General features: G+C 58.5%; 11 protein-coding genes and 3 pseudogenes. 7 read left to right on the top strand and 7 right to left on the bottom strand.

Annotated features, from left to right (window positions below; all coding sequences use genetic code 11):
- Positions 1-139 precede the first annotated feature (139 nt).
- The 4 genes from PMI09_RS01170 (at position 140) to PMI09_RS01185 (ending at position 3119) form a co-directional block, all read left to right on the top strand.
- Positions 140-517 carry a nuclear transport factor 2 family protein gene (locus PMI09_RS01170; protein WP_007788033.1) on the top strand — a complete coding sequence of 126 codons (378 nt, stop codon included), beginning with the start codon at positions 140-142 and terminating at the stop codon, positions 515-517.
- Between the two features lie 24 nt (positions 518-541).
- Complete coding sequence (locus PMI09_RS01175; protein WP_007788035.1) at positions 542-1420, top strand: NAD(P)H-binding protein; 879 nt, start codon at positions 542-544, stop codon at positions 1418-1420.
- Entirely contained in the window at positions 1417-2349 is a 933-nt protein-coding gene (locus tag PMI09_RS01180; RefSeq protein ID WP_007788036.1) for an NAD(P)-dependent alcohol dehydrogenase, read from the top strand. Before PMI09_RS01175 ends, PMI09_RS01180 begins: the two co-directional genes overlap by 4 nt.
- Positions 2350-2411: 62 nt before the next feature.
- A complete protein-coding gene (locus PMI09_RS01185) occupies positions 2412-3119 on the top strand; it encodes a helix-turn-helix transcriptional regulator (protein ID WP_007788038.1) in 708 nt (235 codons plus the stop codon).
- A 100-nt stretch (positions 3120-3219) separates the two neighbouring features.
- Here the strand turns inward: PMI09_RS01185 and PMI09_RS01190 are convergent, their stop codons facing one another.
- The 6 genes and pseudogenes from PMI09_RS01190 to PMI09_RS01210 form a co-directional block, all read right to left on the bottom strand.
- Positions 3220-4977, bottom strand: a complete 1758-nt coding sequence (locus PMI09_RS01190; protein WP_007788042.1) for a phospholipase D-like domain-containing protein — start codon at positions 4975-4977, stop codon at positions 3220-3222.
- A gap of 507 nt (positions 4978-5484) precedes the next feature.
- The gene (locus PMI09_RS01195) at positions 5485-8733 is read right to left on the bottom strand and encodes a cellobiose phosphorylase (RefSeq protein WP_037081566.1); all 3249 of its coding nucleotides are present in this window, start codon (positions 8731-8733) and stop codon (positions 5485-5487) included.
- 768 nt (positions 8734-9501) lie between these two features.
- Complete coding sequence (locus tag PMI09_RS01200; protein ID WP_007788045.1) at positions 9502-9915, bottom strand: VOC family protein; 414 nt, start codon at positions 9913-9915, stop codon at positions 9502-9504.
- Positions 9916-9950: 35 nt separating this feature from the next.
- Positions 9951-10913 (bottom strand): annotated as a pseudogene (locus PMI09_RS01205) (amidase family protein); the annotation flags it as partial.
- A 77-nt stretch (positions 10914-10990) separates the two neighbouring features.
- Positions 10991-11143: pseudogene (locus tag PMI09_RS32735) on the bottom strand (amidase); the annotation flags it as partial.
- A gap of 191 nt (positions 11144-11334) precedes the next feature.
- The gene (locus tag PMI09_RS01210) at positions 11335-11715 is read right to left on the bottom strand and encodes an ectoine synthase (protein WP_007788053.1); all 381 of its coding nucleotides are present in this window, start codon (positions 11713-11715) and stop codon (positions 11335-11337) included.
- A gap of 122 nt (positions 11716-11837) precedes the next feature.
- Between PMI09_RS01210 and PMI09_RS32740 the strand changes: the two are divergent.
- The 3 genes and pseudogenes from PMI09_RS32740 to PMI09_RS29910 all read left to right on the top strand — a co-directional run.
- Positions 11838-11969, top strand: a pseudogene (locus PMI09_RS32740) (LysR family transcriptional regulator); the annotation flags it as partial.
- A 198-nt stretch (positions 11970-12167) separates the two neighbouring features.
- Complete coding sequence (locus PMI09_RS31940; protein WP_244423701.1) at positions 12168-12728, top strand: LysR substrate-binding domain-containing protein; 561 nt, start codon at positions 12168-12170, stop codon at positions 12726-12728.
- Positions 12729-13400: 672 nt separating this feature from the next.
- Entirely contained in the window at positions 13401-13553 is a 153-nt protein-coding gene (locus PMI09_RS29910; protein WP_338009951.1) for a transposase, read from the top strand.
- A 135-nt stretch (positions 13554-13688) separates the two neighbouring features.
- On the opposite strand, the gene PMI09_RS01230 is transcribed toward PMI09_RS29910, so the two are convergent.
- Complete coding sequence (locus PMI09_RS01230) at positions 13689-16037, bottom strand: PBP1A family penicillin-binding protein (RefSeq protein WP_007788059.1); 2349 nt, start codon at positions 16035-16037, stop codon at positions 13689-13691.
- Between the last annotated feature and the right edge of the window lie 401 nt (positions 16038-16438).

Consider the following 16438-nt stretch of genomic DNA (forward strand, 5'->3'; position numbering starts at 1 on the left):
CTCTCTGGCATCAGTGATTGCACTCAGAGAATGTAAAAACACAATTTAACAATCTAAAAACGCACCATGCTGACATCTCGTGTCACTGCGTTGCGATATCTGGTCGCTGTCCGAAGATTGCCAATGAAGGGATACGACCATGGCTGAATTGAACGGAACTGCTGCAAAGATTGCCCGCGCCTATATCGAGGCGATCATCAACAAAGATGTCGATAAGATCCTGGCTCTCTCGGCCGATGACGTCGTCTGCAATTCGCCGATCTCGAAGCTGACCGGCAAAGAGGCATTTCGCGGCTTTCAGGATGGCTTCGCCCGAATGATCACAAACATTACCGTCCTCGCGGTCCATGGCGACGAGGAGCAGGCCGTGGTCGTCTATGACGCGGAAACTTATCCGGTTCCACACTCGATCGTCGCGGAACTCATCAAGATCAAGGATGGTCAGCTCGCCTCCACGGATGTGATCTACGACTCCGCGCCTTTCGCCGAACACATGAAGTCGGTTCAACCGCACTGAGCTGTCGGCGAGGAGGTTCATCAGATGATCACTATCACCGCAGCAACTGGGCGTTATGGGCGTCTCGTTATTGATGCCTTGCTACGCCGTAGTGTGCCCGCTGCTAGCATCGTGGCAGCTGTTCGCAATCCCCAAAAGGCAGCCGACCTGGCTGCCAAGGGAGTTCAGATCCGTGAGGCTGATTTCGACCGGCCGGACACCCTGGCGCCTGCGTTCGCCGGCGCCGACAAGCTCCTACTTGTTCCCTCGACCGTGGTCGGCGAGCGTTTCCCCCACATGGAACGCGCGGTCAACGCGGCCGTCGAGACAAAGGTGGGGCGGATTGCCTATGCCGGCTTTATCAATGGCGACACCAGCACTCTGCGGTTGGGCGAGGAACACAAACAGACCGAGGCGGTTATCATGGCATCCGGTTTGCCGTACGTCTTCCTGCGTAACGGTGCCTATATCGAGGTCTATGCCGGTGATCTCAGCAACATTGGTTATGCGCTCTCCACGGGGCTGCTGAAAGGGGCGGCAGGCGACGGTGGTCTTGTCTCCGGCGCGAGCCGCGACGACCTCGCGGAAGCGGCTGCAGTCGTACTCACCAGCGATGTTCCCGGCAACGCCGTCTATGAACTCGGTGGCACGCCCTTCACCATGGGGGACATCGCGCAAACGATCTCGGACCTCACAGGCAAGCCGCTCGTCTATCATGACATGCCAGTCGACGCATACGGTCAGGCGCTTGCACGCGCGGGCTTGCCAGCCTTCCTCGCAGATATCGTCGCCGATACCAGCTTCGCCACCCAGCGCGGCGATTGGTATTCGGAGAGCATTGATCTGTCTCGCCTCTTGGGGCGTCCGAGTACCCCGCTCGCCGATGTCGTCGAAGCGACGCTGAAGAGGAACGGACTGCTGTGAAACGGATTCAGTATCATCAATACGGCGGTCCGGAGCTTATGAAGCTTGAGGATTTCCAGCTACGAACTCCCGGCAAGGGTGAGGTTGCGGTGAAAGTCAGTTTTGCCGCCATCAATCCGATCGACTGGAAGGTTCGCAACGGCTACCTGAAAATGGTCACGGGCAAGACCTTTCCCCGGGCCATGGGCAGCGATTTCTCAGGCACTGTGATTTCGGTCGGACCCGGCGTAACCCGCTTCAAGCCGGGGGATGCCGTCTTCGGCATGGCACAGATCAAGGACGGCGGAGCACTTGGCGAGGCAGTGATCGCGCCAGAAACCTTCCTCGCGAAAAGGCCGGATTCGGTTTCTCTTGAGGACGCGGCCTGTCTCGCCACACCGGGCGTTACGGCATGGAACGGCTTGTTCGACAAGGCAGGCCTGAAGGGTGGGAAGTCAGTGTTCATCAACGGCTGCACGGGTGCCGTGGGTGAAGCGGCGGTCCAGCTCGCGCGACGGCTCGGTGCGACGGTATCGGGAAGCTGCAGCGCGCAGGCTATGGAAAGGGCGCGCACGATCGGGGTGCAAAAAGCGTTCGACTATCGCACCACCGATCTGGCGACGATCAGTGACCGTTTCGATGTGGTCTATGACACTGCTGGCACAATGAAAGTGGCCACAGGTCTCCAGCTGTTGCGCAAGGGCGGCGTCTTTTTGGACATCGACCCAACGCCGGGCAAGTTCATTCGCGCCATCGTCAATCGCAGGTTCAAGCCGATCATCTGCACCGCTCGGGCTGACATTCTCGGCGGTCTCGCGAGCGCGGCGGCCGAAGGGAAGCTACGATTGCCGATCGCCGAGATCATTCCGCTGACCGACGCAATCACCATGCTCACCAAGCTGGAGAGAGGTCATAAACTCGGCGGAAAGGTTCTGGTCCGAATGGATTAGGCACGAGATGCCGGGACAGGGTTACTGCCTTGTTCCGGCTTTGCCTGTGCTAGGATATTGCCATGTCCCAGAGCCAACGTCTGTTCGACCTCTTGCAGATCCTGCGCCGGCACCGGCAACCGGTCTCGGGTAGCTACCTCGCGGAGGAAACTGGCGTATCGCTGCGGACGATCTACCGGGACATCGCGCTCCTCCAGTCGATGGGCGCGGAAATAGAGGGTGAACCAGGTTTCGGCTACGTGCTGAGACCGGGTTTCATGCTGCCGCCGTTGATGTTTTCGGAAGCAGAACTGAAGGCGATTACACTCGGAATTCAGTGGGTCAGCCGGCAAACTGACGACGAGCTCTCACTGGCGGCACATGACGCGCTCTCGAAAATCGACGCAGTGCTGCCGTCAGAGCTACGCCACAAGCTGAACGACAATGATTTCCATGTCGGTCGTGGTGCACTTCCAACACCTGCCATCGATCTTAAGGTGCTTCGTCAGGCTATGCAGCAGCAAATGAAGCTTCGGATCATTTATCGGGATGCCAGGGAGGCTGATAGCGACCGTGTGATCTGGCCGATCGCCGTTGCCTTCTTTGACTCGCGCCGCATTATCGCTGGATGGTGCGAGTTAAGGCAGGATTTTCGGATGTTCCGCGCCGATCGGATTCAGCATGCGACGCTCCTGGCGGACCGCTATCCAGGAAAGCGGCGCGATCTCGTCAGACAATGGCGGCTGCTTGTCGCCGAACAAGCGCAGGAACATTCTCAGACCAATGGTTAGCGCAAATCAGGTGGCGATCGCGAACTCTTCCGTTTGATAGAATTGCTCGTTTGTAACCGACGATAGTCGAGTGTTAGACCCGACGGCCGTCGCACCGGCATCAGTCGGCACGTGCAAAGAGCTGGCGGTCGCGAGCGCGCACGGGATCGGTCCAGTCGCGTTCGAACCAGGCGGCTTCGCCCGTGTGCGGTGGCAATTGCAGCTCGAGCGGATGCCCCGTTTCTTCCCCATCTTCGGATGCGACGCGGAATCGGTAGTGGTCGTACATCCTGAGTGCTTCGATCATGTAGCTGGTCGCAACCGTGCGATCGCGGACGAGCACCAGATTTTCGCCGTTCTCGAGGTCGGCTGGCTCCGAGAAATTATAGGAGCCGAGGTAGACCCGGGCGGTCGGCTTGTCGAAGTCGAGAACGACGAATTTGTGGTGCATCCTCGTTCCGCGCTGATTTCCATGGACGCCGGCAAGTCCGGATGGTTCCGTCAGGAACGGCGGCGGAACGTTGCCCGTCAGTGCTGCCGCGCGCACGACACGGCGGCGATTGTCGGGACTGAACACGGTCAGTCCCAGGTTATCGGCTGCAACCCGCCCGTCTGCGATGCCCATGACATGCACATCCGGCTTTCGCAACGCCCGCCCCAAGGCCGGGCCAATCGGCCCCCTGGTGGTCTGGCCGAGGAAGGCGAGCGAGAAGAACACGCTCGACCCCGCGGCGTCGATATCGGCGCCGATCTCATTAAGCAGGCCGTTGGCTTCGCTGTGCGGAGAAAAGGCGACCTTCGCGTCGATGCCGTCCAGCCCCAGGTCATGCCAGCCGCGGGAACTGGCCGAGGCGATGAAATCCGCCGCACCGTCCGCCGTGAAGTAATTCTCGAAGGCGGCAAAATAGTCGTCGACCGCGCTTGCGCTTTGAACAACGAGGCTATTGTTCGACTGAACATAAAAGCCCCGCCAACTGTGGTTCGTCGAACCGTAGACGACGGTATCGACACCGCCTCCGCGTACAGCGATCGACTTGTGATGCTGCAGGTTTGCCATGTTCTGGCGCTTCACGTTTTCCGCGCCGGCCGAGGCGATCAGCCGTTCGGCCGCATGGGTCTCGGGGGAGTCTGGTCGTCCGTGTCCCTTGGTTCGGGCGCTGTCATCGATAATGACCTTGAGATTTGGCCCAAGCGCTTCCAGCCGTTCGACCACTTCCGGCAGATTGAGGTCATAAGCAATGACGCGGACCTCCGCGCCTGCATCGCGTGCGCGTTCGAGTAGCGAAAGCGTTTCGGCGCGCGCTTCGAACCCCATCCAGGCGAGTGCGCGGTCGGCATCGGCATGGGTAGGCACGAAGTCCAAGCCTTCATCCCCATCAGGCGGCACTAGCGTGATCAATGGTCCGCCGGCTGAAAAGTTGCGTACGAATGCCTGCGATGAGACAAAACCCCGGGTGAAGGCGACGTTGAGCTTGCCGGGAATGGTTTCGCGCATCAGCGCGAGTTCCGCTTCCTGCGCCTCGCCAGACGTGAGCGCACCGTCGGCACCCATGAACATCGGCATCACTCGATAGACGAAGGCGCCTGGCAGATCTGCGTTGAAGGGAAAATGCACCCAGCGGAATTTTTGGATCGGCGCGTCAGTGGTGCGAATACCGTCACCGGGAACGTCCTGGCCAGGGAAGCCGATGCGATTGCGCACGTTCTTGAAGAAATCGGTTCCAGGCTCTCGATACTGGATCGCAAAACCAACGAAGTTGGTCGGGGGGCGGCCATCCTTCCAGTCCATTCCCAGAAGCAGCATGCCGTCGCCGCGATGGATGGTGAGAGAAAATGGTGCCGCCGCGTTCTTGCCAGTGACCCGATAGTTCGTATCCATCCGCGCCTCCCCAGTTGACCGGCGGAAATCTATCACGGTTGTGCGACGGTATGGAGATGCCCGATAAAGTTTAAGTCCAAAAATAGCTGCCCGCGAGATGCTCCAACTTAGACGGCAGGGGGTGGGAGAAATCGGAATGGCAGTCGGCTACAGTGGACCGTGGCAATTCAGTCGCGAATTCCGCCGGTATTTTGGGCGGCCGCCATCAGAGGAGGCCGAGTTGATGTCCGTCGGTTTGAGCGACATCGATTTGGTGTGATGCCGCAACTCGAGTAGTTCGTATTAACTGCTCAACCGCCAGGATCCGAGCGGCCTGCACGCTCCATCGTCCCCGTGTACGCGTATCTGGAATGCTGTGCCCGCAATCGTGGATTGGGGTTCTTGTTCCGTCTTTTTTGCCCGCTTTGCCGCACGATCGCATCCTGGTTGCTCACCACGTTCGACGGACAGCGATGGAGCTACCTCCGTCACTCGTTAGTTGAAGCTAAATTCGGGCTCTCTGACCGCTTATTGGCGTACGCTAGTGAGCCTTACCGATCCCGGCAGCAACGGCTTGTGGATCCGCTGGCCAAACTCTCGCCTGACCCCCAGAGCCTTCTCGACCAAGATTTTCGTGAAAATGCCCGCACCGCTGGAGTATATCCGCCATCCTCCGTCAACTTGTATCCGACCGGACCGCAATCCCTCCCAGTCGGAAGTAGCTTGGTAGCGGTCGCTGAAACCGGGATCACTGCTGCTGAAGTAGGTGTTTCGCTGGCGCAGCGAGGCCTGCGCCAGCCGGTCGGCAAGCGATATAGGATTGGCGAGTGCAAGCCCATTCCACAGGCCCTCGGCGTCGCCATGCAACGCCAGCGCTTCGCAATAACGAAGATGCGAGTGCATATACATCAGGCCGATCTCGCGGCCGAAGAATGCAGATGATTCAGCGCGGCGAAATAGCCGTTCGGTGCCCCCCGAATAGAGCACGGGCTTTTCCATAAGACGCACGCCATCCGGAAACAGGAGGTTCTCCTCAATGATTGCGAAATGCTGTTCGCTCTGCTCGGGCGTAAATAACCCACCGAGGATCGATTGCGTCATTGCAATTAACGAGTACTTGAGACCGGTACGCCGATCATCTGGATGGAGCAGCAGCTCGACGTCTCCGCCAGGGTCGAGTATGCCGTAGCCAGCGACGACGTCATCACGGATCAGCAAAGCATTGAAATCCCGGCGCGTGGCAGCGGCTGTTATACGAAGTTCAGCCGATTCCGCTGTGCGTCCGGCGCGGTCAAGAATGACGGCATATCGGGTCATTTGTTCGTACAACAGTGCGACGGTCCAACTGCTCACCATCCAGTCTCGGAGATGCGGATCGGCGGGCTGAAGGGAATCGTTCCAGTCCCCGTCGCCGTAGCGGATCAAACTTGTGCCGGGGATGAAACGTTCTTGAACCGTTTGGAGCAGCTTTTGGACATGACCGGAGATTGTCGCCGTTTCCTGCGTTTGCTCCAAGGTGTCGTCGATGCGCCATGGGACATCAATGTCAAGGACCGCAATGTCGCCCGTTGCCTCGACGTAGTCGCAAAGTGCCTTCAAGGGCCAGATGACGATGTCGCCGTGACTTTCCCCGGCGCGAATGTTCGAATAGGGGTCGAGCATGAACCACTGTGGCCAGTCGCCTCGGTCCCGAAACTGCTCGCCAAATAGAATCCTCAGAATCTCTCGAACCTCGTTGTCATGTTCGAAGGAGAGCAGAAGCTCCACCGGGCCTTGGCAGACGTCGCGCGTTCCCCAAGCGGCACCGGTAAATTGCTCAAGCCCATGCGGAACGCTCAAATGGATGATTGCGTCATGGGCGAGCCAGGGAAGGAATGTTGCGTGTGCGACAAGGTCGGGGCCCTCTCCCTGAATCGAAAGATCGCGCGTCACATGATCCCAGAATCGCGTGGCGGGAACAAGCATGTCCACGAGGTCGATACCGGCTTCGTAGCGCTCCGCGAGCTCTTCGCCTTGGCCCGCGTCAACCATCGACCCGGTGACGGCGAAGCGGAATCTGTGTGTCTCACCGACCTTGAGGACCACGAACGGCCCGCCACGCGCGACGCGATCGGTATACAGGAGTTCGTCCCCTCCGATAGCTTCGACGACGTCAGGCATTGACGTGACCAGATGATAGGCAGCGTCCGGATATTTCTGTCCCCAGAGGCCAGTGGCATCCGGGCGGAAGGTTACGCGCCTGCGTGCGACGTTGACATCGATGTGTGCGCCGCTTTCATATTCCCGTTCGCCTAACGTGAGGTGTCCGACGATGAGGAAACGGCAGGGGGCACCGTCGCTCGTCATTTCCCACTGCATCGCCGGTTCTATGCCGGAGGCGGCTGCAGTGATGGTGACGGTGCGCCCTGAAAGTTTGTAGAGCCACCGGCAGTCACTAAGTCCCATTTGGAAAACCGAAGGAACACCAAGAAGCTGCCAGCCGTGGCCTTGGTCGACGAGGATCCGCAAGCCACTCGCGACTGACAAATTATAGGGGTCGCGCGATACCGAGAAGAGTTTGTGGAACGACGTGTTCCCGATCGTCAGTTGCGCGGCAAAGATACCTTGCATCCAGCAGGTTGCGGCAAGAGTATTATCATCCAGCAGCATGTTTTGGCCGCTCCGCACGATCGCGCCGTGGCGCCTAACGGACACGTGCTCCTTGTCCCGTAGGACGATATGGCGGTTGCGCAATCCGTCCGGCACGAAAAAGGAAAGAAGCTTTCCATCTTTGCGCTCCTCCAAGTGCCGCACAGGGTAGAGCGCGGCCACGGCCTCATCGTCGAGCGCTAGAGGCGTCGCTTCGCTTGCGTCCTGAAGCAGACTGCGCGAGATACCCGATACCGACCTGTCTCTTCGCACGGGAACGGCCATCATATGCTCCATTCTGTCGAGCCTTGAGAGATCTCCTTCGCTCGAAGGCTCGGGGTGATCGGGTACGAACAGACCGAAAAATGTCGATGTTGAGATTGCGCCCGGTGAAATGGAAAACGGTGTGGATTGGATACTCGGGCATGCCAGTTCATGCTGTCGACGGAAACTGGGGAGATTGTCTCCGAAATCGGGAACTATCGCGCTGTGGCAATCACGCCTCGGAAACGCCAACTGCACCGCGTCTGTCGCGTAGGCGGCAGCTCCCGTGACACAACCATGGGCGAGCCATGGATTGCGATCGCCCGGTTGTTTAAGGTTCTGGCGGTTCATCACCACCGGCCCAAACGTAGGGTGATTGGCAATCGTGTGGTCGATGTATTGGGAGGCATAGGCTTCGCTTCCCATCAGGAAACCGAAATCTCCGATGCCGACATCCTGCATGAGGATGAGGTCCGCCTCCAGAGGATCACGCGAGAGGTTTTCCAACGTCACCCGCCAGAACCACGTCGTCTCGGTCGGGTGCAACTCAAGTTGAACCGAATGTCGAATATCCCCCGATTCCCCTTCCCAGAAGAAGTCACTCTCACCTTGGCTGAATGTAACCCTAGCTCGCGGTCCGACCATTTCAAAGACACCGGCTCGCGAACCACCGGTCCTGAGATAAAGTCTCCCAATGCCGCCATAGACCGGAGATCCCAAGACCTGATTGATCATGATTGCGCCCATCGCATCGCTGTATTCGATCGCGAACAACGTCCCGTTCGGCAGGAGCGAGATGGAGAGGCCAGTTCCATTGGATAGGCTCGCAAGACAAAGTCCATCACGACGTGGGATCTGGAAGCTACGGTGCGTTTCAGAAGGCATGAATAGCAACTTCCTATTTTTGTTCGTCTTGGAAACGAGCACGCCCATGCCGATCATCAAACGCTCATGAAGCGTTGTTCATCGTTATTGAAGCCCGAATGCTCCGATCGTGCGTGATGATGAGGGCATCATAATCGCATGCTCATCAATCTCCGGCAAGGAGCACGAGGACGAAGCTGGTGCCCGATCAAGACCGGAAAGTTCACGAGGGTAATCCGCGACACTAGTTGCTTGCACTCTCCACCGTCCGGAATGGCTGTCGCCATTATAGGGACCGACTGGTCTGCCGAGGACGAAAGAGCCAAGGAGCCCTTGCCAATTTTCAAAGCGTGCCGGAGGTTCCGCGGGTGCCCTGCTGCCGTGACGCAATACCGGTGAGGGGCTCAGGTGCGCCGTGATCCATCGCAAGCAGCTTGCGTAGCCCGTTTATGCAGCAGCATCGGCGGCACGTTGCTGGAACTTGGAGGTTCCGACATCTCACCCGGATGTTATCGGCAAATCATGGGTGACGGCTTCTATCTTCGCGTTCGGGGCGTTCTCAATGACGCGCGTGCCTTAGATCGACATCGGGGGAAACCCATCTACTGCAGGCGTCCTTCAATTTTGTTTTCGCCTCTTCGAGCGCGGCGTCGCCATACGGGGCCACGAAGCTCTGTTCATAGTATCCATTCGCCGCCAATTTCTGATGGATTTCCCTCGGCAGGGCATGAGGCGATAGTGGGCCTTTCGGTTTGAGATTTGGAATGCAATCGTCAAATGGGACGATGCTTAGCGTGCGAATATACCGTCGAAATCACGGAAACCTTTGACTTCGATTGGATTGCCGCTGGGGTCGAAGAAGAACATGGTGCGCTGCTCGCCTGGTTCGCCGGCAAAGCGAACGACTGGCGGGATATCAAAATTGATCTGAGCGGCCTGAAGGCGGTCCGCCAGTGCAAACCAGTCATCGAGCGGCAGCACGACGCCGAGATGTGGCATCATCACCATATGGTCGCCGACCTTGCCGGTCCGGGTGACGGCGAATGGTGTGCCGAGATGCAAGGAAATCTGATGCCCGAAAAAATCGAAATCCACCCAAGTCTCCGTGCTGCGGCCTTCCCGGCAGCCAAGGACATCACCATAGAAGCGCCTCGACGCGTCCAGATCAGTCACGTGATAGGCAAGATGAAAGGCAGAGCGCATAGGGATTCTCCTTGTTGCGGAATGCGACGAACTCATTACGGTTGGGCATGTCCGGCGCGATGGTTCAGGGTGCCGGACAGGACCTCGATGCAATGCAGAAGCTTTGCATCGGAAAATGCTGAACCGATGACCTGGAGACCTATCGGCAACTCCCCATCGTTGCGCATGAGCGGAATATTGGCTTGGGGGAGGCCAAATGCCGTCCAAAGCCTTATGAAGTCCGACGTTCCGGTAGCAGCCAGTCCGACCGGTGCCACGTGGGCGCAGCTCGGTGCGATCACGGCATCATAGGGCTCGATGGTGGCATTCATAGCAGAAACGAGCAACGCCAGCCGGTTCCGCGTTGCGACTTCATCTTGCCAGGAAATCGCCGAGGCGCGCGCAAACATTTCGGCGAGCTCCGGACTCATCAATTCGATGGAGGTCCTTTGTTCCTTGTGGAGCGCCCTGGCACCTTCGCAATCGTTTATGATCTGGTGATCACGAGCAACTGTTTCGAAAGCCGATGGCAGAACAATCTCGTCGACGCCATGGCCCCGCTCGGCAAACGCGGTTGCCGCTGCCGTGACAGCTTGGTGAACATCCGGATCGGCCATGCCCCAATACGGCGTTCTGCAAAAGCCGATCTTCAACCGCCCATTGGCCACAGCGTACCTTGGCAAACCAGGAATCAAGACCCGAGCAATCAGGCTCAGATCTCGTGCGGATGCAGCATACCAGCCCGCCGTGTCAAAGCTGGGTGCAAGCGGCTTGACGCCTTCGAGTGAAACCAGGTTGTGCGAGGGTTTGTAAGCGTGGAGCCCGCAATAGGATGCCGGCTTGATCAGGGAACCCGCGGTCTGCGTGCCGAGCGCAGCGGCAAAAAGGCCCGCCGCGAGCCCCGCCGCCGATCCCGCACTCGAACTGCCTGGTGTTCGTGACAGATCATGGGGATTGCGGGTAGGGCCGGTATGCATGAACGCGAATTCGGCCGTCGCTGTCTTGCCCATAACGACCGCTCCTGCCTGCCGGGAAGAGCGACGGCATGGGCATCTCGAGAGGGTCGATTGTTGCGATAGATCGACGAATTGAACTCAGTCGCCCAGTCAACCGTATCGAAGATATCCTTGACGCCGATTGGGACGTCCGCAAGCAGTCCCTTTTCGGGACTTCTGTCTATACGATCGGCTTGTTCGAGCACCAGCGCGTGATTGAATGCAGCGAACGCCTGGATGTCAGGCTCTTTCATCAAAGTCCGGGCGATGAAGCTTTCAGCCACCGACCTCGCTGTCAGGCGTCCTGCAGCCACTTCGGGAGCAATACCGGTTGCATCCTGATCGAACTTATGAACGAAACCTGTCACTATCGCACCCTGGATTGAAAAAGCTTCTGGGGAATTGCGCAATCGTCATCAGCGCATTTCCATTCGCTGAACCGCGGTCAATACGAGGAGTACGCGCCGTTTGCGTAATTGTGCGATTCCTGGCCCTTGATCGGTGGATTGAAGACGCTGACGAGCCGCATGTCTGTGTGGGCACGAAGAACGTGTTTGTCGTGTTTGTCCAAAGCGTAAAGTGTCCCCGGCTCGAGTGTCCAGACGTTTCCGTCGCCATCTTCGATCTCGCCTCGGCCTTCGATGCAATAGCAGACTTCAAGATGGTTGCGGTACTGCAGATGCGATTCGCTGCCGGCGCGAACCGTCGTTTCCATCAGCGCGAAGCCAAGTCCGTCGCGCTCGAGAACGAAACGCCGGCTCAACCCGTTACCCCAATCAACATCTCGATCTGTCCCGATAAGATCTGTCAGTGTGCGCACGAACATTGTTCACGATCCCCAATTCATTCCTTAGCAGCGGTTGCTTGCTTTTCGACGCGCCCATTTGACAAGCTGCATGCATGAAATAAAGCAGATAGATCGAACACATTTGTTAGGAAATCAGACAAGTGAATGCGTCCCGAATTCCGCCATTTGTCGCCCTTCGCGCGTTGGCATCTGTCGCAAGGCTGCAAAGTGTCACGAAGGCGGCGAAAGAACTCAACGTCTCCCATTCCGCGGTCAGTCACCACATAAAGGCTCTTGAAGGCTGGTTTGGACGATCCCTGTTTCAACGGGACGGTCGCGGCATATCGCCCGGCGAGGATGCCGTCATGCTTGGACGTGCTGTCGACGACGCGCTTGCGCAGTTGGCTCAGACTTGCGCTGAGATCCGCCAAAAGGACGAAGGGCCTGATCTCACGATTGCCGTCATTCCATCCATCGCCTCGTGGTGGCTGGTGCCAAAACTGCAAGGCTTTCAACGGCTTTGTCCGAACGTCAGGCTGCATCTTGTCTATGCCGTTCCGGGGGTCTCTCTTGAAGGAGCCGACATCGTCATCCAGGCTCACAAAGGTGTCGTTGATATACCGGCCAATCAGGTGACCGTCAGATTGATGCACGGGATCACATATCCCGCATGTTCGAGGGGTTATTTCGAGAAGGCAAAGAAGAGTGTGGATTTTGCGACGATCGACTCCGGCGAGTTGCTTCATGACGAAACAATGGAGGTTTGGACGCAATGGATGCGAGCGGCCGGCAGGATAACGTTCTCTCCGGATCGAGGTCCGATATATCAAGATTTCAACCTGCTGGCCGCGGCAATTTTTGCCGGTCAGGGCATAGCTCAATGCCCGGTAGCATTGTTTGAACGGGAGATTCAAAGCGGAAGTCTGATATTGCTCTCAGGCAGGCCGGCGAACGAAGACAAATCCTACTGGATGACACTAAGACGGCCGGACAAGCCCGCATGCCGGCAGTTCGGCGATTGGGCAACCTCGTTGACCGACCTTGGTGCCTGATGAAATGGGCTCGTCACTCCGATCAAGAATCATGAGGTCGGGAGTTCAAATGTTCAAATCCGCTCGAATCCAATCAAGGCGCCCAAATAGTACTGCGTTGCGAGGCGCACACCGGCTCCTCCGTTGGGAGCGGGCCCTTCATCGAAGAAAATGACACCTCGTGCTTCGTATACCCGTTTGATTGCCTCGATTGTGACCGGTTGTGGCGCGCGGGGACCGGGATCGTCTTGTTCAACTCGGCTCACCGTGTTGGCAGTCACCTTAGCCACGGCGCCGGCAGGTGGTCTTGCCTTGCATATATCGCGTTAAGAGCGAGGCTGTCGCGCACGTGGTTCGCCTGTGGCCGGCTTTCTTGGCCGCAGGCACCGGCTTCAAGTGCGCTATTGCCGTCTGTCAAAACCCCATGGCTCTGGCGACAATCCAGGTCGGAACCCCGGCCGTCACGGCTGATGCCAACAATACCGAGACTACCTTGATCGCATAAGCCCGACGCCCGCGGGCATCATCCCATTCGTATCTCATCGACCTAACCTCACACCCCAGTTTTCAAATTGAACTACTGGCGTGAGGGACGAGTCGAGTCACAATTCTTCAACGTCGTTAATAGTGGCGTCGAGCGGCCTGCATGATGACCACTTGCGACGAACCGGCGCCTGCACTGCAGAACGTGTAATGACCCGGCGGCGTCGCTGGTCGACTGCTGAGAAGCTTGCCGTCATTCAGGAAACGTATGAGCCAGATGCGACGGTCAGCATCGTTGCAAGGCGTCACGGCATCCGGCTGAATCAATTTCTGGAACTGGTTCGAGGACAAGCCAAGCCATAGGGCCCTGAAAGCGCAGTGCACGCCTTCGACACCTCTCATGGACCATCAGTACCGCGAAGCACTCCAGCCGGTCGGCATGCTTGGCAACAAGACGCCGCGTCAGATCGCGGCAGAGCCTGTGCGCCGAAGCGAGGATCACTTTTCGCAGAGCCGCCGTCCGCCATAATAGGGCTGGTAGGTGCAGTCCGACGGCCGAAACGAGCGATAGCTGCGAGAGCAGGCAGTGATGTTACAGGACTGCGGTGCGCCTTGGCCGTCGATCACTGCTGCAGTCGATGGCGCTCCATTCAGCCTAGGTTCGGTCATCGCCTCCCGCATGAAGTCCCGCCAGATATGCGCTGGCAAGGCGCCCCCAGTGACCCCGTTCATCGGCGTATCGTCGTCATTGCCCACCCATACGCCGGCAACCAACGGTTCCGTGAAGCCGACGAACCAGGCATCGCGATTGTTCTGGCTGGTGCCGGTCTTCCCGGCCGCAAACGTGCCAGGGTCGGCTCCACGTCCAGTGCCACGCTCGACCACCAACCGCAGGAGGTCGAGGAGATCTGATTGGTAGGTCGAAAGGTCGACATTCGGCCTTGCTTGTGAGCCAACCCGAAAGGTTTTCGTCTCTCCGGCCGCCCGAAAGTCGATGATCCCCCAGGGCTCGACGGGCGCCCTGCCGAGATGGACGGACGCATAGGCGCTGGTGAGGTCAAGCAGGTTTACTTCGGAAGTGCCGAGCGGCAGAGACGGCGTGTTGGCAAGAGGCGCGTTGATGCCGAGTTCTCGCGCGGCAGCAATCACATTGTCCAGTCCGACCTCTTCGGCAAGCGCCACCGTTGCGGCATTTAGCGACCGGGCGAAGGCCTCGGCAAGCGTTACCCAGCCGCGATAGCTGCCGCCCGAATTTTCCGGCGACCAGCCGTTGATGTCGATTGGCGCGTCCAGAATCCGGTCAGACAAGGTGAGCCCAGCCTTCAGGGCTGCGTAGTAGACGAACAGCTTGAAGGTGGAGCCTGGCTGCCGCATCGCTGTGACGGCGCGGTTGAACTGGCTGGCCTTGTAGTCGCGCCCGCCGACCATGGCAACGACCGCGCCGTCCGGCGTCATCGCAACCAATGCGGCCTGCTTTGCTCTGGCAGCCTTTCCTTCCCCGTCCAAGGCTCTTCTCACGACCCTTTCGGCAATCTGCTGTAGGTGCGGTACCAGCGTTGTGCGCACCGTGGTCGAACCCGGCGAGGAACCGGCGATTTCGCTTGCCTGCGGCGAAATCCAGTCGGCAAACCAGCTTCCGGAGCGCGGTATCGGCGTCGTCGGATGCAGCTCGGCGAAGCTCGCCTTGACTTCCTCTGCTTGCGATGCGGTGAGCTTGCCATTGGACACCATCGTGTCGAGAACGACGAAGGCGCGTTGCCGGGCGCCTTCGAAATTGTCGATGGGATTCCACTGGCTCGGCGCCCGCAGCAATCCCGCCAACATCGCCGATTCAGGCAGGTTGAGGGCGCCGATTTCCTTATTGAAATAGATCCGCGCGGCAGCCGGCATGCCGGTCGCGCCGGCCCCAAGATAGGCGCTGTTGAGATAGCGCGTCAGGATTTCCCTTTTGCCGAGCTTCCACTCCAGCCAAAGGGCGATGACGACCTCCTGTATCTTTCGTTTTATTGTTCGATCGCTGTCGAGATATTGCAGCTTGATGAGCTGCTGGGTGATCGTGCTGCCGCCTTCTACCACCGAACCAGCTTCGAAGTTTCGCAGGAGCGCCCTTCCGATTCCTCTGACATCGATGCCGAAATGATCCATGAACCGCCGATCCTCAATTGAGAGGACGGCATCGATCAAACGTGGCGGAAACTGGTTGTATTGCGCATACGGTCCCTGATAAGGCCCCTGTCTTACCAACGGTTCCCCGTCAGCAGTTTCCAGTATCACGACGGGCTTCAATGTTCCGTCCCGGATCTCGCCCCAGGGTACGTCCTTTAGCGCCCACACCAGTACACTTCCCGCAAGGAGGAGGCCGGAAAGAAAGGTCAATGCTATAGAGATTTTCCACCAGCCCGCCTTAAGCGATGCATGCCGGCGATTTTCGAAGGGCTTTGTACGCAGGCCACGAACACTACCCCGCGTTTTAGCCAGAGCAGTCGCGAACCACTTGCCAAGTTTGTGGACAGTTGATGGGGCGTCCAGCGGCATTGATGCCGTGAGCTTCGCTCTCAAGTAGGAAACGGCCGTCTTGGCCCTTGCCCTTGTGAAGGCGAAACTTGCCTGTAAATCATGGCCCAGCGCACCCAGTAGATTGTGCGCCGCCTGTCTGCTTTGACCAAAGGACCGGGGAGGCTGTTCCGGGGAGGCGGCTTGGGTGGATGAGCCGGGCCCTCCCGATGGGTCCGAGGCGGGCGCCTGCGGCTCAACGTGGTCGGCAGCGAACTCCAAATTTGCCGGGCGATTGGCAGCCGTGGTTAGGTCATTGCCACTTTTGGTCGAGGATTTGGGACGACTAGGCATCGGTTACCGCTAGAGGGCTCTTCCGGAATGTAGGGCTAGCTTATAACGTAGCAATGCTCGACGGCCATGGCAAAACGGTTCGTGTACGTTCATGTTTCGCACGCTGAAATCGCCCCCGCCGCGTGGGTGCTTGATTGCAGGACGTCTCGACACCATGGGGCGCCGGAAGAATTCTCCTCCTGACCATGAGTGCCAAATCGGCTGACGCTGAGGGCCCGCTTGGCAGAAACTCGACGGTTCCAGTCGCCATTTTCATCCCCTTCAACTGAACGGCGGGCCCGCCGCCGGCGGAGCTTGCTCATCACCGCCAACGCCTGCAACGTTGGTCTGCGGTATACCCACCGCGTTTCGATGTGTGCCTCAATGTCGGTCGAGCTGTGGCGTCGGCGCAATCGCACGCC

Source organism: Rhizobium sp. CF122, from assembly GCF_000282035.1.
Classification (GTDB): Bacteria; Pseudomonadota; Alphaproteobacteria; order Rhizobiales; family Rhizobiaceae; genus Rhizobium.